This window comes from Pseudomonas sp. GD04091, assembly GCF_029836165.1.
Classification (GTDB): domain Bacteria; phylum Pseudomonadota; class Gammaproteobacteria; order Pseudomonadales; family Pseudomonadaceae; genus Aquipseudomonas.
The window spans coordinates 1-21,819 of record NZ_JAOEBG010000002.1; the positions used below are offsets into that span (position 1 = coordinate 1).

At 66.3% G+C, this 21,819-nt stretch carries 18 protein-coding genes; 5 read left to right on the top strand and 13 right to left on the bottom strand.

Features of this window, described 5'->3' with window-relative positions; translation table 11 throughout:
• Positions 1-50: 50 nt before the first annotated feature.
• Entirely contained in the window at positions 51-707 is a 657-nt protein-coding gene (locus N7422_RS02960) for a CoA transferase subunit B (RefSeq protein WP_279805104.1), read from the bottom strand.
• 35 nt (positions 708-742) lie between these two features.
• Positions 743-1,441 carry a CoA transferase subunit A gene (locus tag N7422_RS02965; RefSeq protein ID WP_279805105.1) on the bottom strand — a complete coding sequence of 233 codons (699 nt, stop codon included), beginning with the start codon at positions 1,439-1,441 and terminating at the stop codon, positions 743-745.
• 120 nt (positions 1,442-1,561) lie between these two features.
• Here N7422_RS02965 and N7422_RS02970 point away from each other — a divergent pair, with 120 nt between their 5' ends.
• A complete protein-coding gene (locus N7422_RS02970) occupies positions 1,562-2,467 on the top strand; it encodes a LysR family transcriptional regulator (protein WP_279805106.1) in 906 nt (301 codons plus the stop codon).
• A complete protein-coding gene (locus tag N7422_RS02975; protein WP_279805107.1) occupies positions 2,455-3,276 on the top strand; it encodes an aldo/keto reductase in 822 nt (273 codons plus the stop codon). Before N7422_RS02970 ends, N7422_RS02975 begins: the two co-directional genes overlap by 13 nt.
• 92 nt (positions 3,277-3,368) lie before the next feature.
• Here the strand turns inward: N7422_RS02975 and N7422_RS02980 are convergent, their stop codons facing one another.
• Entirely contained in the window at positions 3,369-4,712 is a 1,344-nt protein-coding gene (locus N7422_RS02980) for an OprD family porin (RefSeq protein ID WP_279805108.1), read from the bottom strand.
• Between the two features lie 285 nt (positions 4,713-4,997).
• On the opposite strand from N7422_RS02980, the gene N7422_RS02985 reads away from it, so the two are divergent.
• Positions 4,998-5,321, top strand: coding sequence for a DUF2790 domain-containing protein (locus N7422_RS02985; protein WP_347815258.1), 324 nt, complete (start codon positions 4,998-5,000; stop codon positions 5,319-5,321).
• Positions 5,322-5,327: 6 nt separating this feature from the next.
• Here N7422_RS02985 and N7422_RS02990 read toward each other — a convergent pair whose 3' ends face one another.
• Entirely contained in the window at positions 5,328-6,482 is a 1,155-nt protein-coding gene (locus N7422_RS02990) for a GGDEF domain-containing protein (RefSeq protein ID WP_279805111.1), read from the bottom strand.
• A gap of 131 nt (positions 6,483-6,613) precedes the next feature.
• Positions 6,614-7,498, bottom strand: a complete 885-nt coding sequence (locus tag N7422_RS02995; RefSeq protein WP_279805112.1) for a LysR substrate-binding domain-containing protein — start codon at positions 7,496-7,498, stop codon at positions 6,614-6,616.
• A gap of 101 nt (positions 7,499-7,599) precedes the next feature.
• Here N7422_RS02995 and N7422_RS03000 point away from each other — a divergent pair, with 101 nt between their 5' ends.
• Complete coding sequence (locus N7422_RS03000; protein WP_279805113.1) at positions 7,600-8,556, top strand: DMT family transporter; 957 nt, start codon at positions 7,600-7,602, stop codon at positions 8,554-8,556.
• Positions 8,557-8,576: 20 nt separating this feature from the next.
• On the opposite strand, the gene N7422_RS03005 is transcribed toward N7422_RS03000, so the two are convergent.
• From N7422_RS03005 to N7422_RS03035, 7 genes are all read right to left on the bottom strand, one after another.
• The gene (locus N7422_RS03005; RefSeq protein ID WP_279805114.1) at positions 8,577-9,284 is read right to left on the bottom strand and encodes a putative DNA-binding domain-containing protein; all 708 of its coding nucleotides are present in this window, start codon (positions 9,282-9,284) and stop codon (positions 8,577-8,579) included.
• Positions 9,277-10,110, bottom strand: a complete 834-nt coding sequence (locus N7422_RS03010; RefSeq protein ID WP_279805115.1) for a DUF692 domain-containing protein — start codon at positions 10,108-10,110, stop codon at positions 9,277-9,279. Before N7422_RS03010 ends, N7422_RS03005 begins: the two co-directional genes overlap by 8 nt.
• Before the next feature lie 82 nt (positions 10,111-10,192).
• A complete protein-coding gene (locus N7422_RS03015; RefSeq protein ID WP_279805117.1) occupies positions 10,193-10,684 on the bottom strand; it encodes an EF-hand domain-containing protein in 492 nt (163 codons plus the stop codon).
• Positions 10,685-10,851: 167 nt separating this feature from the next.
• Entirely contained in the window at positions 10,852-11,403 is a 552-nt protein-coding gene (locus N7422_RS03020) for a DUF4174 domain-containing protein (RefSeq protein WP_279805118.1), read from the bottom strand.
• A gap of 159 nt (positions 11,404-11,562) precedes the next feature.
• Positions 11,563-16,083, bottom strand: coding sequence for an NEL-type E3 ubiquitin ligase domain-containing protein (locus N7422_RS03025; protein WP_279805119.1), 4,521 nt, complete (start codon positions 16,081-16,083; stop codon positions 11,563-11,565).
• Positions 16,084-16,173: 90 nt separating this feature from the next.
• Positions 16,174-18,540: a DNA polymerase II gene (locus N7422_RS03030; protein ID WP_279805120.1), complete on the bottom strand. Its 2,367-nt coding sequence runs from the start codon at positions 18,538-18,540 to the stop codon at positions 16,174-16,176.
• A 96-nt stretch (positions 18,541-18,636) separates the two neighbouring features.
• On the bottom strand, positions 18,637-19,842 hold the full coding sequence (locus tag N7422_RS03035) for an MFS transporter (RefSeq protein ID WP_279805121.1): 1,206 nt from the start codon (positions 19,840-19,842) through the stop codon (positions 18,637-18,639).
• A gap of 114 nt (positions 19,843-19,956) precedes the next feature.
• Here N7422_RS03035 and N7422_RS03040 point away from each other — a divergent pair, with 114 nt between their 5' ends.
• Entirely contained in the window at positions 19,957-20,868 is a 912-nt protein-coding gene (locus N7422_RS03040; protein WP_279805122.1) for a LysR family transcriptional regulator, read from the top strand.
• Here the strand turns inward: N7422_RS03040 and N7422_RS03045 are convergent.
• Positions 20,849-21,769, bottom strand: coding sequence for a LysR substrate-binding domain-containing protein (locus N7422_RS03045; RefSeq protein WP_279805123.1), 921 nt, complete (start codon positions 21,767-21,769; stop codon positions 20,849-20,851). The two genes, N7422_RS03040 and N7422_RS03045, sit on opposite strands and share 20 nt — an antisense overlap.
• Positions 21,770-21,819 lie beyond the last annotated feature (50 nt).

A 21,819-nucleotide genomic window follows, 5' to 3' on the forward strand; every position in this document is an offset into this window, starting at 1 on the left:
CCCTTTCGCGACACAAGGCCGCTCCTACAGGGGCAGTGTATGGCGAGTGATTAGAAGGTCATTTCCTTCACATCGTCCGGCACGATCAGCTTGCCGGCGGTCTTCTCGATGATTTCCTCGACGCTCACACCCGGCGCGGTCTCGCGCAGGATGAAGGCGCCGTTGTCGATTTCCAGGTAGGCCAGGTCGGTCAGCACCTTGCGGATGCAGCCGGCACCGGTCAGCGGCAGGCTGCAGCGCGGCAGCAGCTTGGACTCGCCGTCCTTCGAGGCGTGGGTCATGGTGACGATGATGTTGTCGGCGCCGGCCACCAGGTCCATGGCGCCGCCCATGCCCTTGACCAGCTTGCCGGGGATCATCCACGAGGCGATGTTGCCTTCCACGTCCACCTCGAAGGCACCGAGCACGGTGAGGTCGACATGGCCGCCGCGGATCATGGCGAAGGACTGCGCCGAATCGAAGATCGACGCGCCACGGCGGGCGGTGACGGTCTGCTTGCCGGCGTTGATCATGTCGGCGTCGATAGTGGCTTCGGTGGGAAACTCGCCCATGCCCAGCAGGCCGTTTTCCGATTGCAGCATCACGTCCATGTCGGCGGGCACATAGTTGGCCACCAGGGTGGGAATACCGATGCCCAGGTTGACGTAGTAGCCGTCCTGCAGTTCACGGGCGACGCGTTGCGCCATTTGTTCGCGGGTCAATGCCATGGTCAGGATCTCTTTGTTGTTCTGGAGGGCGGCGCTCAGGCCTTGACGGTGCGCTTCTCGATGCGCTTCTCGAAGGTGCCGACGATGATCCGGTCGACATAGATGCCCGGGGTGTGGATCTCGCTGGGCAGCAGCACGCCGGGCTCGACGATCTCTTCGACCTCGACCACGGTGATCTTGCCGGCGGTGGCGGCCAGCGGGTTGAAGTTCTGCGCGGTGTTGCGGTACACCACGTTGCCGTAGTGGTCGGCCTTCCAGCCCTTGACGATGGCGAAGTCACCGGTGATGGATTCTTCGAGGATGTATTTGCGGCCGTTGAATTCGCGCACTTCCTTGCCTTCGGCGACCGGGGTGCCATAGCCGGTGGCGGTGAAGAACGCCGGGATGCCAGCGCCACCGGCGCGCATCTTCTCGGCCAGCGTGCCTTGCGGGGTGAGCTCCACTTCCAGTTCGCCGCTGAGCAGCTGGCGTTCGAATTCGGCGTTCTCGCCGACATAGGAGGCGATCATCTTGCGGATCTGCCGGTCTTCGAGCAGCACGCCCAGGCCGAAGCCATCGACGCCGCAGTTGTTGGACACCACGGTCAGGCCCTTGACGCCGCGGCGCTTGATCTCGGCAATGAGGTTTTCCGGGATGCCGCACAGGCCGAAACCACCGGCCAGCACCGTCATGTTGTCGGTCAGGCCTGCCAGGGCCTCTTCATAGGTTGCTACACGCTTGTCCAGTCCGGCCATGCTCAGTCGCCTTTTGTAGTTGTTGGAACCGTGCGGTCATCTTCACCGCAGCCGACTGATTTGTTAATTTTGTTTTCGTCATCGATTGATAACTTTTACAAAACAAAGGTCGAGCCTGTCATGAACGTCAAGCAGTTGCGTGCCTTCGTCACCGTGGCCAAGTACCAGAGTTTCGCCCAGGCCGGCGAGCACCTGCACGTGTCGCAACCGGCCCTGAGCCTGACCATCAAGGCGCTGGAAGACAACCTCGGTGGCGCCCTGCTCACCCGCACCACCCGTAGCGTCAGCCTCACCCCCGAGGGCGAGGTGCTGCTGCCCCTGGCCCGGCGTCTGCTGGCCGACTGGGACGACACCGAAGAGATGCTGCGCCAGCGCTTCACCCTGCAACTGGGCCGGGTGTCGGTGGCGGCCATGCCGGCCTTTGCCGGCAACCTGCTGCCGCAGTCGCTGAAGGTGTTTCGCCAGCGCTACCCCAAGGTCAATGTCACCGTGCACGACGTGATCAACGAGCAGGTGCTGGAACTGGTGCGTCACCGCCGCGTCGAACTGGGCATCGGCTTCGAACCCGACAGCAGCGAGGCGCTGCGCTTTCACCCGTTGTACATGGACCGTTTCGTCGCCGTGGTCCCGGCCGACTCGCCCCTCGCCCGGCAGCCCCAGGTACGCTGGCAGGAGCTGCTGGCCCAGGACTTCATCGCCCTGCAACGTCCCTCGGCGGTGCGCCTGCTGCTCGAACAGCACCTGGCCGCCAACCACGGCAAGCTGGCGGTGGCGTTCGAGAGCCACCAGCTGTCGACCATCGGCCGCATGGTCGCCAGTGGCCTGGGAGTGAGTGCGGTGCCGGCCTTGTGCATCGGGCAGATGCAGGAGCTCGGCGCCCGTTGCGTGCCCCTGGTCGAGCCGACCGTGGAACGCCGCATCGGCGTGATCGCGCTGAACGATCACAAGCTGTCCAAGGCCGCCGAGGCGCTGCTCGACGTCCTGCTTTCCCACACCCATCCACAGGAGGTGACATGCGTTACGTGAATCTTGCGGGCAGCCGCGTTCCAGCCATTGGCCAGGGCACCTGGTACATGGGCGAGGACCCTGGCCGCCGCGCCGCCGAAGTGGCCGCCCTGCAACAGGGCATCGACCTGGGCCTGACACTGATCGACAGCGCCGAGATGTACGCCGAAGGAGGTGCCGAGCGGGTGGTCGGCCAGGCTATCGCCGGGCGCCGCGACCAGGTGTTCCTGGTCAGCAAGGTGTACCCGCACAATGCCAGCCGGCGCGAGGTGCCGACGGCCTGCGAGCGCAGCCTCAAGCGCCTGGGCGCCGACTGTATCGATCTGTACCTGCTGCACTGGCGCGGGCAGTACCCGCTGGAGGAAACCGTCGAAGCGTTCGAACGCTTGATCGACCAAGGCAAGATCCGTCGCTGGGGCGTGTCCAACTTCGACCTCGACGACCTGCGCGAACTCGACAACCCCGCCTGCGCCACCAACCAGGTGCTGTACAACCCGGCCGAGCGCGGCATCGAGTTCGATCTGCTGCCGTGGAGCCGTCAACATGACCTGCCGACCATGGCCTACTGCCCACTGGCCCAGGCCGGACGCCTGCTGGATCATCCGGTGCTGGCGCAGATCGCCGAACGCCATGCGGCGACACCCGCCCAGGTGAGCCTGGCCTGGGTAACGCGCGACGATGGCGTGATCGCCATCCCCAAGGCCGTGAGCCCGGAGCATGTGCGTCTCAACGCGGCGGCGGGCACCCTGGTGTTGGATGAAGACGACCTGCGCGCGATCGACCTGGCCTTCTCCCCGCCGAAACGCAAGCAGCGTCTGGCGATGGTCTGAGCGGTGCAAAAAAAGGCGCCTCGTCCGAGGCGCCAAACATTCACCTGTAACCAAAGGAGCACGTGGGCTTCTCAAGGTGAATCCGGATGTGATCAGAGAATCGACAGCGGGTACTCGACGATCACCCGCACTTCGTCCAGGTCCGACTCGAAGGCCGTGGCGCGGGTGGTGGCCTGGCGCACGCGCAGCGAAAGGTCCTTGGCCGGGCCGGTCTGCACCACGTACTTGACCTCGATGTTGCGCTCCCAGCGCTTCTGGTCGGTGAGCGGGTCGCCATTGTCGTCACGGCGCATGTAGTAGGCGTTGGCGCGGCTGTAGTCGGCATCGCTGCCACGCCCGTAGCGGGTCATGAACGACAGGCCCGGCACACCGTAGGCCGCCATGTTCAGGTCGTAGCGCAGCATCCATGAACGTTCTTTCGGCGAGTTGAAGTCGCTGTACTGGATGGAGTTGTCGAGGAAGATCGAGTCGGACTGGCGCAGGTAGTCGAAGTCGTCGTCACCGTTGTTGCGCTGGTGAGTCAGGGCCAGGGTATGGGCGCCATAGCGCACGCCGACCTTGGCACTCCAGATGTTGTTGTCGAACTGGCCGAGGCGCTGGCGGCCTTCATCCCTGGCATTGTAGAAATTGAACCCGCCGATCAGCGCCAACTCGTCGCTGAGCGGCCAGGTGACGCTGGTGCCGGCGTAGTACTGGTTCCAGACATCCTTGAGGCGGCTGCCGAACAGGCTGACGCTGACATTTTCGTTGATCGCGTAGTCACCACCGCCGTAGGCGATCCACGGCGAATCCACCGGGCCGCCATAGAAGGTCACGAAGTTGTCGCGCAGGTCGCTGGACACCGGCTGGCTCATGGCATGCAGGCGCCCGGCCTGCAGCGTCAGGCCCGACAGGCTGGTGTTCTCCAGCGTCACGCCGCGAAAGCTCTCCGGCAGCAGGCGCGAATCGCCGGCCGCCACCACCGGGTTGAGCGGAAACACATCGCCGACCCGCAGCACCGTGTCGAACAGGCGCACCTTGGCGGCGCCGCCGAGCTTGGTGTATTCGTCACGGGCCTGGCCGTCGCGGTCCACCGGCAGCACATCGAAGGAGCTGCGCCCGCCATTGCGCCCTCCCCCGGTGTCGAGCTTGAGCCCGAGCATGGCGAAGGCGTCCACGCCGACGCCGACCGTGCCCTGGGTGAAGCCGGACTCGAAACGGGTGATCACGGCATGGGCCCAGGCCTCGGAGTAACCGTTGTCGCTGGCCTTGCCGCTGTTGTAGGTAGGTGCAGGACCGTCGCGGTGATCGCGGTTGAAGTAGAAGTTGCGGTTGAGCACCGTCAGGGTGCTGCCCTCGATGAATCCCTCTTTCCGTTCGTCTGCGGCCCAGGTGGCCGGCGCGACGCCGGCCAGCGCCACGAGGGTGGCCAGGGAAAGTCTTGGATTGTTTTTCATCCATTGCTCCTTTGCTTGCGGCTGTTCTTTTTTTTTGTCGGGCCTTGGCGCTGGAGCGTCCCTGGTCTGGCCAGATGCATGCGCACCCAGCCCCGTCGGCCGAAGCTGATGCTCGCTGGCGGCAGATAACGGGAAGATGATCGGCGCATTACAATCGCGTCATGCGCGGCGGGTGCTGGCCGCGGCCACAGGGCACCTTTCACATCTGTAACCCTCGCGTCATGCCGCTGTTGGCTGGCCCTCGCTAGCGTGGACTTCGAAATGAACCTTTCGGAGGCACGCATCATGCTGCGACTGACCCTGACCGCCACACTGCTGGCGCTTTCCCTTTCGGCCCAGGCCACGGGCTTTTCCAGGCAAGCCAACGAGCAATTGCTGGAAGACCACCAGCAAGCCATCGCGGCCTACGCGCAGAAACGCGCCAAGCCGATGCCGGAGATCGTCGACTATCGCTACGGGATGAAACTGGATGTCGCCCGCTTCGTGCGCCAGTCGGGCGACCCGCGCAACTGTGAGGTCATCCCGCGGCTGATGACCTTCGAGGACAGCCAGGGCGCCCTGCGCACCGTGCGCTATTCGGTGCAGTCACAGTGCATCAACAACAAGTGACGCGGCTCAACCACGCAGGCCGTCCACCAACTGCAGACTGTTGCGCCCGGCGCGCTTGGAGGCGTAGAGCAGCACATCGCCCTGCTCGATCAATGCCGCCAGGCTGGCTGGTGGTCGGTCGAACAGGTTGGCGCCGATGCTCAGGGTCACCGCCTCGGGCGTGCTGAAGGACTGCGCGGCGGCGGCCTGGAACTGCTGGCGCAACGTGTCGGCCAGGCGCTGGATCGCCTCGCGCGATGCATCGCCCAGCAGGATCACGAACTCGTCCCCGCCCAGCCGCGCGGCGATCGCCCGCTCCGGCAGCAAGGCCCGGATCATTTCGCTCAGGGCCACCAGCAGGCGATCACCGGCGGCATGCCCGTGCAGGTCGTTGACCAGCTTGAAATGGTCGATGTCGATCAGCAGCAGCGCCCCCGGACTGGCCGGCGAGATGCCCTTGAACAGGTGCGAGGCCCGCACTTCCAGGGCCCGTCGGTTGTACAGCGCGGTCAGCGGATCGCGCGCGGCCAGGCGCTCGATGCGCTCTTCGCGGCGGTAGCGCACGGTGCCGGTCATCGACAAGGCGATCAGCATGATTGCCATCGCCCCCTCCACCAGCGACACCTTGATGATCTGCCCGCGAAACGCGGTCAGGTCGATCAGCGTGCCCGGCACCAGCGCCGGCAGGGTCTTGGCCAGGTAGAACACGCCATGTAGCAGCAGCACATAGCGCAACTGCACCGCGCCCACGCTCAGCGAGCGCCCATGAGGCCGCAACAGCCAGCTGGCGTACAGGGTGAACAGGGCGACCAGCAGCGAGTTGACCACCAGGAACGTCTTCGACCACAGCGGCCACTGTGGCAGGAGCAACAGGGCGCACCAGGCAACCGCTGCCAGGTAACACAAGCGCGACAGCCGCACCTCGGTGAAGCGCGACACGCCCAGCAGGAACAGCCAGTGGGCGATGATCAGCATGCCGTTGGCGAACCAGATGCCAATGAACAGATAGCCGCTGCCGCGCATCAGCGCGAGCGTGGAACCGACGCTGATGGTGGCGAAGCTCGCGCTCCAGCACAGCAACGAGGACTCGCGCACGCTGCGCCATTCGACGGCCAGGTAGAGCGCCGCGGCGGCGGCCAGCGCGATGGTGAGGGTGAGCATGGTGGAAGCGTCGAACGCCATGGGTGCGGGTGGCCTGTGCAGTACCTTTCAGAGCCGCTGATTGTATGCGTTCGCCGGTGTTTGCACAGTGCCGGATGATATCCAAATGATGGCATTCTGACGAAGAGTCGATTCGCTCGAATCTGCAGGCTTCACTGCCCGGACAGGAAGCTCACCAGCTGCCGCCCGTGGGAGCTCAGCGCCTCCCAGCCACGGAAGCAGATGCGCAGCTCCAGCGTCGCCCAGCGTTCCTCCAGCGCCACGCGTCGCACCGCCAGCTCCTGTTCGGCCCGCACGGCGGCGGTCTCCGGCAACATGGCGATACCGGCGTGCTGGGCCACCAGCTGGGCGATCGCCTCGAAACTCGGGGCACGCACCCGCACCTTCAACGGCATGGCCAGGTTCAGCGCCAGCTCCTCGACGAAGCGCTGCATGGCCCGCTCGGCCGGCAGGCAGACGAAGGCGAAACCCAGCGCATCGGCCAAGCGCAGTTGCTCGCGTCCGGCCAGCGGGTGGTCGGCGGGCACCAGCAGCACCAGGCGCTCGGTGCGAAACGGCAGCGACACCAGGCCGTCGTTGACCAGGTTGCCGTCGTACACGCCGATCTCGCACTCGCCGGCCAGCACCACCCGCAGCACATCGACGCTCTTGTGCTCGACCAGCTGCAGGTCCACCTCCGGGTAATCGGCCAGGAACGGGCCGAGCACCGCGGGCAGCAGGGTGCTGTTGGTCACCGTCGACGCCGCCAGGTGCAGGTTGATGCGCCGTTGCCCGGCCAGTTCGCGCAGGGTGTCGTGCAGTTTCTGCGCCTCGCCCAGCACGCCGCGCGCCGACTCCAGCACCAGTCGCCCGGCCGGCGTCAGCTGCATACCGCCGGCCTTGCGCACGAACAACGTCAGGCCAGTGCGTGCCTCGAACAGACGCAGCCGGGTACTCGCCGCCGATACCGCCACCGGAAAAGTCGCCGCCGCCTTGCTCAGGCTGCCGGTGGCGGCAATGGCAACCAGCAGGCGCAAGTCGGTGAGATCGAAATGCATTGAGGCTTCTCCGAATCAGAACGCCATGTTCGAAAAATAGCGATTCTATCGCACAGGGCATTCTGCACAGAATAAATCCATTCCCTTACCCCGGATGCCCCATGGACCGTCTCTCCGCCTCCCTCCAGCGTGCCCTCGCCAACGGCAGTCTCTATGCCGTGCTCGCGGCCCTGGGTTTCAGCTTCAAGGCCATTTTCGTCAAGCTCGCCTATGCCGCCGGGCCGGTGGACGCCATCAGCCTGCTGGCGCTGCGCATGCTCCTGGCGCTGCCGTTGTTCGCCTGGCTGGTCTGGGCCAGCCGCGGTCAGGACGGTGCGCCGCTGACCCCGGCTGACGGCATGCGCGTGGCCTTGCTCGGCTTGTTCGGCTACTACCTGGCCAGCCTGTTCGACTTCTACGGCCTGCAATACATCAGCGCCGGGCTGGAGCGGCTGATCCTGTTCACCTACCCGACGCTGGTGCTGGTCTTCCAGGCCGTCGTCCAGCGTGAACGCCCTACCCTGCGCACCCTGGCGGCCATGGGCCTGTGCTACCTGGGGCTGGGTATCGCCTTCGTCCATGACCTGAGCGTGGCGGGCATCGGCAGCCAGGTGGTGATCGGTTCGTTGTGGGTGTTCGCCAGCGCGGTGACCTACGCCCTGTATTACTCGGGCACCGGCATGATGCTCAAGCGCATGGGCTCGATGCGCCTGGCGGGGCTGTGCGGCACGGCGTCATCGCTGATGGTGCTGACGCACTACCTGCTGGTGGCGGATGTCGCGCCGCTGTGGCAGCTGCCGGGCGCGGTGTGGCTGAACGCGGCGCTGATGGCGGTGTTCTCCACGGTGCTGCCGATCTACTGGGTGGCGTTGGCGATACAGCGCATGGGGCCTACCCATACCGCGGCGGTGGGCAACCTCGGGCCGGTGCTGACGGTGCTGGCGTCGTGGGCGATTCTCAGCGAGCAGGTGTCGTTGTACCAGGTGGCGGGGCTGGCGCTGGTGCTGTTCGGCGTGTCGCGGCTCAAGCCCCGCAACAAAGCAGAGGTGGCAGCGGCTGCGAGAACGGCCGAACGCTGAGGGAAACCGCCGCGCCTCTGCTAGGCGGCGGTTCCGACGATGATGCCCTGCTCGCGTAGCTGCTCCAGCAGCCGCACCCCCTGCGCTTGCGCCTGGTCGTCGGCCAACGCTCGCAAACGCTCGCGTCCGGTGCCGGTCAGCCCCGCCAGCAACTGCCAGGCCATTGGCGTGAGCCGGAAGAACCGTACCTGCAAATCGGCATCGCGGTGGACCAGCAGCAGCGTGGGCATCGCCGGCGGCTCGAGCGGCTGGTCGTACGGGCCGATGCGCTCCACCGGCCAGCGATAGGCCAGCACCCGCGCCGTGCACGACAGCAAAGGTTCGCCGTCGAGCAGGTCGCCCACCGGGTCATGAGGAAGGTCCTGGGCGTCGCTCAGGTACAGCTGCGCCTCGACCCATTCGTAGTGCGCCAGCTCCAGTTGCCACGGTGCATCGGGTTCGATGCCCTGCAGGTAGTCGACGAAGGCTTCGGCGATCTCGGTGAACAACGGTGTCTGGCTGCGGTAGCGGGCATAGAAGTCGCGCACCCGGGCATGCCAGCGCCGGTCACCCAGGGTCTGGCGCAACACCGGGAAACTGCCGGCCAGCAGCCCCTCGATGGCGCCGTAGAACAGCTCGCGGTATACCGCCAGCCGCCGAGCTTCGATGCCCGGTGGTGGCGGGTTGGCGGCGGGATCGCGCAGGTGGTGGGCCAGGGTGAACTGCTGGATGCGCAAGGTCTCAGTCATCGCCTGGTCCTCCATGGGCCTGCTGCAGGCTGCGGATATGCTTCGTCTCGGCCAGCAGTTCGGCCAGGGGTGGATAGTTGAAATCACGTTCGAGCACGGTCGGCTGCGCGCTGAACCGTTGGCAGGCAAGCGCGAACAAGGCCCAGACAGCATCCTTGACCGGCGCGCCGTGGGTATCGACCTTGAGGTCCGGGGCTTCGTCGTAATGGCCGGCCACATGCATGCCCACCACCCGTTCGACGGGGATGCCATCAAGGAAGGCCTGGGCGTCGTAGCTGTGGTTGCAGGCATTGACGAAGACATTGTTCACGTCCAGCAACAGGTCACAGTCCGCCTCGTCGAGCACCGCGCGGAGGAAGTCCAGCTCAGGCATGGCCTGGTACGGCGCGGCGTAGTAGCTGATGTTCTCCACGGCAATGCGTCTGCCCAGTAGGTCCTGGGCCTGGCGGATGCGCGCGGACACATGATGGACGGCTTCATCGGTGAACGGGATCGGCAACAGGTCGTAGAGGTGGCCGTCGTCGCTGCAGTAGCTCAGGTGTTCGCTGTACAGGCTTACCTGGTGACGTTCGAGGAACTGCCGGGTGCGTTCGAGGAACCCGAGGTCCAGTGGCGCAGGACCGCCCAGCGAAAGGGACAGGCCGTGGCAGGCGATGGGAAAACGCTCGGCAAGGCGTTCGAGGCCCTGCCCGAAGGCGCCGCCGACGCCGATCCAGTTTTCCGGGGCGCACTCAAGAAAGTCCACCGCGCCCGCCTCCATCTTCAACAGGTCGGGCAGCAGGCCGCGGCGCAGGCCAAGGCCTGCGTACAAGGTGGGATTGGCCATGATCGAGGCTCCAGGGGGCGAACTCAGGGGCGCCGACCCGCCTGTTCCCACGTGGGGAGGCTGGCCGGCGGACAACTGGCGGTCAGGACTTGCCGGTCAGATGGCTGAACAGCCCGTCCGGCATCGCCTTGCCATTGGCCTTGTAGACCGCCGCCAGGTGATCGTGAGCTTCCTGTTCCGAGATGAAGCCGTCGTGGTTGCGGTCGATCTTGTCGAAATCGGCGGCGCGGTCCTTGGCCACCGCCAGGAATTCCTCACGGGAGACCTTGCCGTCGTGATTGCTGTCGGTGCGGGCGAAGGAGGCATCGCCGCACTTGCCTTCACCGCATTTGCCTTCGGCGCCGGCCTTGGCGCTGGCGCCACACTTGCCTTCGCCGCACTTGCCCTCACCTTGCGTCGCCTTGCCGCTGGCACCGCACTTGCCTTCACCGCACTTGCCTTCGCCCGGTGTCTTGGCGGCGGCCAGCTGGTAACCCTGGGACAGCGGCTCGACGGCAAAGGCGGTGTTGCCAAGGACCATGCCCCCGAACAGGGTGGCACCAAGCAGGCCGAGGGTTTGACGGGTCGTTTTCATGATGCAGCTCCACGTGTGGTTGAAAGTGGAGCCATTTGGCCGTGGCGGTGTGTCGTCGGTGTATCGTCGAGGGCGGGGTTTTGTATGCCAGTGGATCCTGGCGACGGGCTGATACACAGGGATACACAGTGCGGCCCGCTGCCGATGCAGGGGCCGCGCTGCGAGGGTCAGTCGTCCAGAGGCTTGGGCGGGGCGGCGGGCTTGGCCGGCTTGGCCTTGCTCTCCTTGGCCTTGGGCTCGGCAGGCGCGGCGGCGACGGGCTCGGGCGCGGTGATCGCCTTCTCGCTCGCGGGCAGCTCGTCCACGGCCTTGAAGATCTTTTGCGGATCGAGGGTCTCGCCGCTGTCATCGTCCTTGAGCATGTGGCGTTCGCCGTCCTTGCCGATCAGGATCACCTTGGTGCCCTTGCTCGCACCGAGCTTGAGCTCGCGGATCAGGGCCATGGTGGTCTGCTGCTCGAGGTTCTTGTCCTCACGCTTGCCCATCATGTTGGCCACGCTGTACAGCACCAGATTGCGTTCCTTGAATCCCGCCTGGGTGGCCGGGTCTTCCAGTGCCTTGTTCAGGCCACGCAAGGTCGGGTCGGCGCTGCTGGGCGCGATCACCACCAACGGCCTTGCCTTGCCCAGTTCCTTGGCCAGCGGTGCATCGCTGTCGGCGGCGTACAGGGGGCCGGCAACGGCGAGCAGGGTAGCGAGGGTCAGTGACCGGACGAGCATGCGCATCTCCTTGTTTTCTCGATAAACCTAAAGACTACGGATCAGGGAGAAAGATCCGGCGTGGAGCCTAAACCAACTGGCCAGGCGACTGCTCGGGGCAAAAGTAACTGGGCATGTCCCACGCTTGACCAGAGCATAGTCCAAGGACGCCGGGTGTACTCAGGGTCGTGTCTGCTGCGCGGCGGTGTCTTCGGGCTCCAGCGCCGCACGGGTCAGCGCCAGCAGCAATTCCCGTCGCCCGCTGTCCCATTGCGCGCGCAGGGCGTTTTGCCGCGTCACGTAGTCGTCGTCGGACAAGGTCTGCGCGCCATCCATCAAAGCCGTCGAGCGTTCCTGGAACGGCGCATTGAAAGTCGCGAAACGCTCGCCGTGGCTACGCCGCAGGTGCTCCTCCCAGAAGGCCCGCGCCACCAGCGAATGGGCCAGGTTTTCCGTGGTTTCGGCCGCCTCGATCCGCGTGCGAGCGCTCTGCAGCTGCTGCGTCCGGACCCCGGCCACCTCGCCGAACAGCATGTCGTCCGGTTGTGCCGGCAAGTCGAGTTCGTCGCGCAGTCCCACCCGGTAGGCCAGCCTGATCTCGATTTCATCGGGGCTGGCACCCTGGCTTCTGCGCGCCTGGATATCCTCGCCGGCGATCCGGTCCACTTCGTCCAGGCGCCACAGGCGTCGGCCCAGTCGCAGCAGGGCCTGCTCCTGGTTGCCTGCCTCGGCTTCGCGGCTCGCCTGCCACACCAGCATGCGCAGCTCCAGATTGCTGAAACACAACGCGACGCTGTCCTGACAGGTGAGATCCTCGGTGGCGTGCAGGAACAGCTCCTGGCTCAGCCCGGGGTGATCACGCATGCTCGTCAGCATGCCGAAGACCCGGTTGGCCAGGTTGCGCCGCTGATGCTGGTAGTCCGACGTTTCCTGCAGGCGAGTCAGCAGCTGAAAGAAATCGCCCGCACCAGGCTCACCTTCCAGTTCGTCCCAGGCGGCGGACTGCTCGGGGCGCTGGGTGCTGTCAGCGGCATCGAGCCAGCTCTGGCGCAGGGAAATCTCGCCCCCTCCGGCCGGATCCTCCACGGCAACTTCGCGCAGTTGCACGAACGCCTGCAGGCGCTGCGCTGCCGACGCCGACAACGGGTTGTCCGCCAGCAGCACGCTGCTGCCGAGCCATACCGGGGAGCGGAAGAAACGCGAAGGCAACTCGCTGATCAGATTGCCACGCAAGTCGGCGATCACCAGTTCCATGCGGTCCATCAGGGCCGGCGGCAACTCGCTGATCCCGGTATTGCGCAAGTGCAAACGGCTCAGACGGTCCAGGCGATAGAGCGGGAAAGTGCGCCCCAGTGGGTTGTAGGACAGGTTGATGTACTCCAGCGAAACACAGTTGCCGAGGGTCATGGCCTGGGAGGCATCGAGCACGATGGCATTGCCGTAGAGATCCAGCTCGCGCAGGTGCCCCAGGTTCACCAGCTCCGCTGGCACGCGGGTCAGCTGGTTGCTGGACAGCTCCAGAGTGCGCAGGCGCGGGAAAGCCTGCAGGAAACCTGGCGGCACCTCGCTCAGCCCCAGCCCCATCAACGACAGCTCCCGCACATGGGCGAAGCTCACCGCCTCGGGCAGGTCTGGCAACACCTGCAGGTTCACCGACCAGACACTCAGGCGAAAACCGACGGTGGCCACATCGTCGCCGCTGGCCCGGGTCGGCCGGCGCTGCCAGCAGTTGATCAGCGTCTCTGTGAAGTAGCGCCGTTCGACGCGCTGCATCGACGTGCTGGCCAACCGAGTCCAGCTCTGCAGATGGCTTTCGAGGGTTTCGAGCTCGCGGGCAAGGCTGGCGATTTCATCCTCAGGCCTTCGCCCGCTCTGCCGCACATCGTTCAACCAGGCACTGACCTCACCGTCAGTGAAGGACGGGTAGATTTCCCTAAGCGTCACGGACAACGACCGCGCCCTGCGCCGCCTGGGAGTGCCAGGGCTACGCCCGCTCAGCGGATAGCCGATGCGCCCGTCGCGCAGGCGCCGTGGCGGCTGGAACCAACCGCTCGCTTCGCGTTGCCCCAACGCCTGCGCGATCTGGTCACGCCGCCCCGTGGCCAGGCGACTCACCATCACCCTCAGGTTATGGGCAAAGGGATCGGCCAGGCCAAGGGCCTCGCGCCGATCGGCATCGTAGGCGGTGGCGAGGACCTCGAACAGCTCGCCGGGCTCGCCAATGCTTTTTCCTTGATTGTCCTGCAACTGAAACCGCCCGTTGAGGTGGATCAAGTCGAAGTCGAAATCGACGGCATCGGCGCTACCGAACAACAGAGGCCCATCGCTGGCGCCTTCGAACAGGCGCCAGCGAATCGCGCGCCCCTGCCCCGGCAGGGGCTCGGCCAGCCCCAGCACCGCCCTGGCCAGATCGGCATCCTGTGGGGTGTCCAGAAACAGGCCCTCGTGCACACGTGCCAGGCGTGCCTGTCGCTCGGCCGCCCTGGCGGCAGTGGCCAGGCGTAGCGCGACCCGTCCGCTGTCCCGCAAACGCTGGCGATCGACCGGTCGCGCCGCATCGAGAAGCGCCGCCGCCACCGATACGGGCAGGCGGGGGAACTGCCGACGCAATGCCGCCACCTCGTTTGTCTCGCTGTCCTGAACGGCCGCGTACAGATGCTCGAACAACCCCCTTCGCTGGCGCCAGGCCAGCTCCGCCAACGCCTGGTCGCTCATCCCGCGCGCCCCCGGCAACGCGCGGGCATGATCGAGCACCGTGACATCATCGACCGATTCACCCCCACGCAGCTGACTGACCAGTCGCCGAATACGTGCGTCGAGGCGAACACGCCGGACCCCATCGCGCAGCCCCGCGTCTGGCGTGCGAGCGTGCACATGCAGGGCCCGCAGGTGATCGTCGTCCAGTCCATGGGCAACCAGCACCTGATCGATCTGCTCGTCATCGAGCCGAGCGAAGTCGCCCCCCAAACGCCGAAACAGATTACGCACGTCTTCCCACTGCGCCGGCTGCTCGTGGTACACCCGCCAGGCACCGGCACCATTGTGGCTCAACCGAGGCGCATGCCCCGCCTGCGCCAGTAGTCGCCAACGGCCGGTGACGCCGTGCTGGCTGACGCGATAGTGATGTCCGGCCATTTCTATCCAAGCCTGGTCGCCCAGGCAATGAACACCCTCGGTATCGCGCACGGCTTCGGCCGGTGGCGCCTCACCGAGAAACGGGGTGAGGCTCTGGTCCCAAAGGCGCGTCGTACCATCCTCCAGCCGTGCCGGCACCAGGCTGTCCACCAGCGAGGCACGCGCCCATGCGCTGCGCAACACGGCCACCCCGCCAGCCGTCAGCGCCATGACCGCCAGATCGCCGGCAACGTTCATCAGGTGATCGAGCGCGGCGCTGGTGTCACCCTCGTGCCAGACTTCGAAACCGTGAAAGACCTCGCCCAGCAACTCCCAGGCGGTCACTGCCAGCAGCCCCACGCCGACCACCGGAATGAACATCCCCGCCAGGCTCAGCAGGGCCCAGCCTTCGGCCGCCAGGCGTTGTTCGTGGGCCTGCCGGACTTGCGCATCGACAGCCGCGGTCGGCACCGCGATCATCGCGGCATCGTCCTTGATCTGCTCGATCCGCGTGCTGGCGAGGCTGTCGAACACCGCCTCTGGCCACGCCAGCAGGTGCTCGTCCAGGGCGATGTTGGCCAGGTCCGACACCCCCTTGTACCCGGCGACCACGGCGGCGAAGAAGCGCTGGCTGTCGCGCCGGCGCACGAAACGGCTGAAGAAGCGCTGATAGGAAGGCGTGCGCAGGTGCTTGCCAAGGGCGTTGGCGAAATGGCGCAGATCGGGGAATGCCCGCCACGCCCCCTGAGGGTCACCCGGCACATGCACCAGCACCCGCCAGGTGGCACTGCGCAGCGGGCTGAAACGCTCATCGCGCACATCGAGCACGACGATCTGCTCGAGCGTCACCCCCAACAGGCTCAGGCGCTTGACCTGTACCGCGCGCCCCTGCAGGCGCAGCGCCCGGCGCAGGCCGCAGAAGTCGACCAGCAACTGGTGTTCATCGTCGCCCAGATGCCCTCGTATCCGCGCGACATGCGCATCGACCAGCATGGCATAGCGCTGCGAACGGGCGATCAGCGACGCCACCGGGCTGTCCGGCGCCTGCAGGATCGAAGACAGATGCGCCTGGTAGCGTCGCCCGAGATCCAGCTCCCGGCACAGGCGGGCAAACACCGGCGCACCCGGCAGGCCGTCCCGTCCCTCCAGACGATTGCCCGGCGGCTGCCCGCCGGCAGAGGCCTGCTCGCTGTCGAAGTTGGTCAATGCCGCAGTGATCAGCGGGACATGCTCGTACACCACCGTGCTCAGGTGGCTGCCGACCGGTTGCGCGTTGATGATCGGTTCCCGGTGGCCCTGGCGAAAACGCAGGCCTGCTACATCGGTTGCAGTGGGCAGATACGGTGCCAGGGCCCGTTGCAGCAGGGGCATGGCAAATCGGTCGATGCTCTCGATCTTGTCCAGCACGGCGCTCACGCGCTGGCGAAAGTACAGGCTGAGGGTCAACGCCTCGCCCAGTGCCTCCACTTGCGTGGGGCTGGCCGTGCGCAGCCAGGCCGGCAAGCGGGCGGCGATCAAGGCGTCCTGGAACGCGTCGTGCGCGCTCGCCGGATCGGGTGCAAGGGAATCCTGTTCGTGGCTGTCCATGGCTCGTGCCTCCTGAAATTGAAGGCACGAGCGTATGAGCTGGGGCAGCCCATCGACCGCTAGATAGATAGCACCCGGCGCGTGGCGGGCTCAGAAGTCGAAGGTGAGCTGGTCCATCTGTCCCAGGTCGATCGTGCGGCCCAGCACGAATGGCAGGATGGCGTCCGCCACGGGTTGCAACTGCCGCGTCACATAGTGCTCGTAGTCGACCGGTGACTGCAGGCTCTCCAAGGGTTCAGGCCCCGACGTGGTGATCATGTAGCTGATCCAGCCTCCGTTCTGGTACTGCGTGGGGCGCCCCACCCGGCGACTGTGCTCGTCGGCCAGGCGCGCCGCGCGCACGTGCGGTGGCACGTTGCGCTGGTAGTCGGCCAGCGGTCGGCGCAGGCGCTTGCGGTAGACCAGCAGTTCGTCCTGCTCGCCGGCCAGGGTCCGGCGCACGTAGGCGTTCACATAGTCACGGTAGGGCTGGCCGCGGAACACCCGGCCATAGAGTTCCTGCTGGAACTGCCTGGCCAGCGGCGACCAGTCGGTGCGCACCGACTCCAATCCCTTGAAGACCATTTCGTCCTGGCCGTCCGCGCGTCGTACCAGGCCGGCGTAGCGCTTCTTGCTGCCCTCCTCGGTGCCGCGGATGGTCGGCATCAGGAAGCGCTGGTAGTGGGTCTCGAACTGCAGCTCCAGCGCACTTTCCAGGCCCATGTCCTGGCCCAGGTGCTGGCGCCACCACTGGTTGACCTCGTTCACCAGCGCCCGGCCGATACGCGTCGCGGCCTCCTCGTCGTGGGCACCCTTGAGCCAGACGAAGGTGGAGTCGGTGTCGCCGTAGATCACGTCGTAGCCCTGCGCTTCGATCAACGCCCGGGTCTGGCGCATGATCTGGTGGCCGCGCAGGGTGATGGATGACGCCAGGCGCGGGTCGAAGAAGCGGCAGCCACTGGAGCCAAGCACGCCGTAGAAGGCGTTCATGATGATCTTCAGCGCCTGTGACAACGGCGCGTTGCCAGCTCGCTTGGCCGCCTCGCGCCCCTGCCACACCCGCTCGACGATCGCCGGCAGGCAATGCCTGGCGCGCGAGAACCGCCCACCGCGAAAACCCTCGACCGAATGCGCGTCGTCCGGCTGGCGCAGGCCTTCGACCAACCCCACCGGATCGATGAGAAAGGTGCGGATGATCGACGGGTACAGGCTCTTGTAGTCCAGCACCAGCACCGAATCGTACAGCCCGGGGCGCGAGTCCATGACGAAACCGCCGGGGCTGGCGGCGTCCGGGCGGCTGCCCAGGTTCGGCGCGACATAGCCCAGGCGATGCATGTGTGGCATGTAGAGATGACAGAACGCCGCCACCGATCCACCGCTGCGGTCCACGGCCAGTCCGGTGACCGACGCGCGTTCGAGGAGGAATTCGAGCAACCGGGTATGGGCGAAGATCCGCGTGACCAGCTCGCAGTCCTTGAGGTTGTAACGGGCCAGGGCCGGCTTGTCCTCGGCGAACATGCGGTTGATCTCGTCCATGCGCTGGTAGGGCGTGTCGATGGCCTTGCCCTCGCCGAGCAACTGTTGCGCGACACTTTCCAGGCTGAACGAAGGGAAGCTCCAGGTCGCCGAGCGCAGGGCCTCGATGCCGTCGATCAACAGACGGCCTGGCGCCTCGGCGAAGAAATGGCTGCGACTGCCGTGCTCGCGCAGGTGCATCGGCGCACCATCGCGGCCCAGGCACAGCGGCACGCCGAGCCTTGCCGCGTGTTCATGCAGCAGGCGCAGGTCGAACTGCACCAGGTTCCAGCCGATGATCGCGTCGGGATCGTGGCGGGCCAGCCACTGGTTCAGGCAGTGGATGAGCCCGGCCCGGTCGTCGCAGTAATGCAGGTCGAAGTCCACCGCCGCGGCGTCGCCATTGGCCGGGCCGAGCATGTACACCTGGCGCTGGCCGCAGCCTTCCAGGGCAATGCTGTACAGCTCGCCACGCTCGCTGGTCTCGATATCCAGCGACACCAGGCGCAAGGGCGGACGATAGTCCGGGTCGGGCTTGAGCTGGGCATCGACCAGCAGCCCCTGCTCGCGCGGGCGACCATCGAACCGCACCGCCGCGGTGATGAAGCGCTCCATCAGGTAGCGCTCCGGAGGGCGAACATCGGCTTCGAAGACTTCGACGCCGGCCGCGCGCAGGCGCTTTTCCAGCGCGATCAGCTGGCGATGCTGGCGGCAATACAGGCCGTGCACCGGACGCAGGTCGAAATCGCGCAATTGCAGCGGCCTGAGTTCGACGCCCGGTTCGTCGGCCAGCAACCTGCGGGCCTGTTCGGCATGCGCCGCGGGGATGAACGCCACCGAGGGTTGCGGCGCAAGGCGCAGGCGCCGCGGTCCCTGATCGGTGGCCAGCCAGAACTCCACGCAGGTGCCCTCGGGGGTGTCGTGCCAATGGCGGGTGAGGACAAAACCCTGTTGCAACTGCACTGCATGGACCTCGGACCGGTTCGTTGTTCGCACGAAAGCGATTGTACCGCTCCTGTCGCTACAAATGCCTGCTTCCTGGGCCTGCACCGCCCCGGACTAACGGGCTCCGACCGCGAACCCCGCCCGCCGTCCGCAGAAGACCAGCAGCCACGCCACGGCGATCAGCGCCAGCACCACGCAACCGAACCACTCGACCCCGGCGCCGGTCAGCAACAGCCCACCAATGATGCCACCCAGGGCGATCGCACTGTTCCACACCGTCACCAGCATCGACTGCGCCACGTCACCGCCCTCGCCCGCCGCATCGGCACAGGCGGTCTGCAACAGCGTCGGCGCGCCGCCGTAGGTCAGCCCCCACAACGCCACGCTGGCATGCATCAGCCAGCTCGAGTCCTGAATGCGCGCCAACGCCAGCGTGGCCAGGGCGAAGCCGGCCAGGCACAGCAGGACCAGGGTGCGCAGGTGGCGGTCGACGCACATCCCGACCAGGAAGATGCCGGTTAGCGAGGCCAGGCCGAAGGTCATCAGCACCTGGCCGACCTCCCCGGCCATGCCGGCCGCCGCCAGCAACGGCACGATGTAGGTGTAGAGAATGTTGTGGCCGAGAATCCACGCCAGAATCACCAGCAGTACCCGAGCCACGCCTGGCGTGCGCAGCACCGCGAGCGCCGCCGGGCGCCTGCCGGCGACCTGGCCGGGAAAATCCGGCACCGCCCGCAGCACCCAACCCGCCAGCGCCAGCGCGGCCAGGGTGACCAGGACGAAGGTCGCACGCCAGCCCAGCCAAGCCCCCAGCCAGGTGCCGATGGGCAGGCCCAGCGACAGTGCGATGGGCTGGCCGAGCATGGCCACGGCCATCGCCTTGCCCTGCTGAGCGGGCGCCACCATGCGCCGTGCGTGCCCGGCGATCAGGCCCCAGGCCAGGCCGGCGGCGGCGCCGGTCAGAAAGCGCAGCAACAGGGTCAGGGTGTTGTCCGGCGACACCGCCGTCAGGCCGTTGAATACGATGAAACCGCCAATCGCCAGCAGCAATGCGCGGCGCCGCCACCAGCCCTGGGTCAGGGTGACCAGCGGGATCGCCGTGAGCAGCGAGCCCAGCGCGTAGGCGGTAACCCACTGCCCCGCCATCGCCTGGCTGATGTGCATGCCATCGGCAATCTGGTCGAGCAGCCCTGCCGGCAGCGTTTCGCTGAGGATGGCGATGAAGCCGGTCAGGGCCAGGGCCAGCAGCCCGCTCAAGGGCAGGCGCGCGGAGTTGGAAGAGGTCGCGGCGGCGCACGTCGCGGGGGAAGGAGAATTCATCAATGCCTCCGGCTATCGGTAGAGGCCGGCATCTTGCGCCGGCGAGGCATTGCGGAAAAAGACGGGTAGTATTCCACTCACCCAGGACATCAATGTCCGCAATCGGAGTGCAACATGGATAGCCTGAGCGGTTTCGTGGTCTTCAACCGGGTCGCCGAGGCCCGCAGCTTCGTCGCCGCCGGACAGTCGCTGGGCATCAGCGCCTCGGCCGTCGGCAAGCGCGTGGCCCGGCTGGAAGGCCGCCTGGGCGTGCGTCTGTTCCACCGCAGCACGCGCAGCATCACCTTGACGGCGGAAGGCGCGCTGTTTCTCGAGCGCAGCCGGCGCATCCTGGCTGAAATCGAGGCCACCGAGCAGGCCCTGTCCCAGGCCAGCACCAGCCCGCGCGGGCGCTTGCGGGTCAGCCTGCCGCAGGTGACCGGGCTGGTGATGCCGGCACTGGCGCAGTTCATGGTGCGTTATCCAGACATCGAACTGGACCTGGACTTCAGCGACCGCATGGTGGACATCGTTGGCGAGGGCTTCGACGTGGTGATGCGCGGCGGCCAACCGCTGGACTCGCGCCTGAACGCCAAATTCCTCGGGCACTTCCAGCACCGCCTGGTGGCGTCTCCCGAGTACCTGCGCGAACAGGGCACGCCTCAGCACCCGCGCGAGCTGGCCAGGCATCGGTGCCTGCACTACCGCTTCCCCAGCACCGGCAAGCTGGAAACCTGGCCATTGCGCCGCGAACACCCCGAACAGGATTACGCCATCCCCATCTCGATGGTCTGCAACCATGTCGAGACACGGATCTGCTTCGCCCTCAATCACTGTGGCATCACCTGCCTGCCGGACTTCAGCGTGCGCAAGGAGCTGGCCAGTGGCAACCTGGTGAGCGTGCTCGACAGTTTCATGGAGCGCCGCGGCAGTTTCTACCTGCTGTGGCCGTCCGGCCGCCAGGTCCCGCCGAAGTTGCGGGTGTTCATCGATTTCATGCTCGAGCGGGTCCTGCCGGCCAGCGACATCAGCCGTACAGGTAGCTGATGTCCTTGTGCGCCAATGGAGGGACCTGCGCCAGCAGGTACTCGCGCAGCTTGTGCATCTGGTGCGCCTTGGGGCTGGCCTTGAGCCAGGTCATGTAGTAGCCGTCGCCGGTGGCCACGGCCTGCGGGAACGGCGTGACCAGGTTGCCGGCCGCCAGGTCGGCGCTGGCCAGCACCAGGTCGACCACCGAGATTCCCAGGCCTTGCTGGGCCGCCGAAATGCCCTGGTCGAGGGTATCGAACACCTGGCCCTGATCGATGCTGACGTCCAGCGCGTCCATTCGCGCCAGCCAGCGCCGCCAGTCGCGCCGGTCCGGCGAGGGGTGCAGGAACTCGCAGCGCCGCAGCACCGAGAGATCCGGCGTCGGCGTGTCGAGATAGGTGGGGTGACATACCGGGATCAGCCATTCGTCGAACAGCTTGAGGCTCTCGACCTCTGCCGGGAAACGCCCGTTACCCAGCAGAATCGCGCAGTCGTAGGGCTCGGAGTAGAAATCCACCGAATCGATGTCCATCCACACGCTCGACAACTGCACAGAGCAGCTGTTGTCGACCTTCTTGAAGCCGTCCAGCGCCCTGAGCAGCCAACGCACGGTCAGCGTGGACGGTGCCTTGAGGCGCACACCATAGCGATCCTGGCGCAGCAGGGCGCAGGCGTTCTCGATGATCTTGAAACCGACCTTGAGCTCCTGGGCCAGCAGCCGGCCATGTTCGGTCAGGCGCAGCTTGGGGCCACGACGCTCGAACAGATCACAGCCGAACAGCGCTTCGAGGGTCTTGATGTGATGGCTGACCGCGCCCTGGGTGAGCGCCAGCTCCTGGGCCGCGCGGGTAAAGGAGCCGTAGCGCGAAGCCACTTCGAAGGCACGCAGGGCGTGCAAGGCTTGAATCCGTTCCGACATGGGGCCTTCCAGAGCATGAGCGAAGCTAATAGTAGGTCATAGTTCCAGGC

Coding starts and splice junctions, on each gene's coding strand:
- N7422_RS02960 (WP_279805104.1), bottom strand. CDS start 707: ATGGCATTGACCCGCGAACAAATGGCGCAACGCGTCGCCCGTGAACTG.
- N7422_RS02965 (WP_279805105.1), bottom strand. CDS start 1,441: ATGGCCGGACTGGACAAGCGTGTAGCAACCTATGAAGAGGCCCTGGCA.
- N7422_RS02970 (WP_279805106.1), top strand. CDS start 1,562: ATGAACGTCAAGCAGTTGCGTGCCTTCGTCACCGTGGCCAAGTACCAG.
- N7422_RS02975 (WP_279805107.1), top strand. CDS start 2,455: ATGCGTTACGTGAATCTTGCGGGCAGCCGCGTTCCAGCCATTGGCCAG.
- N7422_RS02980 (WP_279805108.1), bottom strand. CDS start 4,712: ATGAAAAACAATCCAAGACTTTCCCTGGCCACCCTCGTGGCGCTGGCC.
- N7422_RS02985 (WP_347815258.1), top strand. CDS start 4,998: ATGCTGCGACTGACCCTGACCGCCACACTGCTGGCGCTTTCCCTTTCG.
- N7422_RS02990 (WP_279805111.1), bottom strand. CDS start 6,482: ATGGCGTTCGACGCTTCCACCATGCTCACCCTCACCATCGCGCTGGCC.
- N7422_RS02995 (WP_279805112.1), bottom strand. CDS start 7,498: ATGCATTTCGATCTCACCGACTTGCGCCTGCTGGTTGCCATTGCCGCC.
- N7422_RS03000 (WP_279805113.1), top strand. CDS start 7,600: ATGGACCGTCTCTCCGCCTCCCTCCAGCGTGCCCTCGCCAACGGCAGT.
- N7422_RS03005 (WP_279805114.1), bottom strand. CDS start 9,284: ATGACTGAGACCTTGCGCATCCAGCAGTTCACCCTGGCCCACCACCTG.
- N7422_RS03010 (WP_279805115.1), bottom strand. CDS start 10,110: ATGGCCAATCCCACCTTGTACGCAGGCCTTGGCCTGCGCCGCGGCCTG.
- N7422_RS03015 (WP_279805117.1), bottom strand. CDS start 10,684: ATGAAAACGACCCGTCAAACCCTCGGCCTGCTTGGTGCCACCCTGTTC.
- N7422_RS03020 (WP_279805118.1), bottom strand. CDS start 11,403: ATGCTCGTCCGGTCACTGACCCTCGCTACCCTGCTCGCCGTTGCCGGC.
- N7422_RS03025 (WP_279805119.1), bottom strand. CDS start 16,083: ATGGACAGCCACGAACAGGATTCCCTTGCACCCGATCCGGCGAGCGCG.
- N7422_RS03035 (WP_279805121.1), bottom strand. CDS start 19,842: ATGAATTCTCCTTCCCCCGCGACGTGCGCCGCCGCGACCTCTTCCAAC.
- N7422_RS03040 (WP_279805122.1), top strand. CDS start 19,957: ATGGATAGCCTGAGCGGTTTCGTGGTCTTCAACCGGGTCGCCGAGGCC.
- N7422_RS03045 (WP_279805123.1), bottom strand. CDS start 21,769: ATGTCGGAACGGATTCAAGCCTTGCACGCCCTGCGTGCCTTCGAAGTG.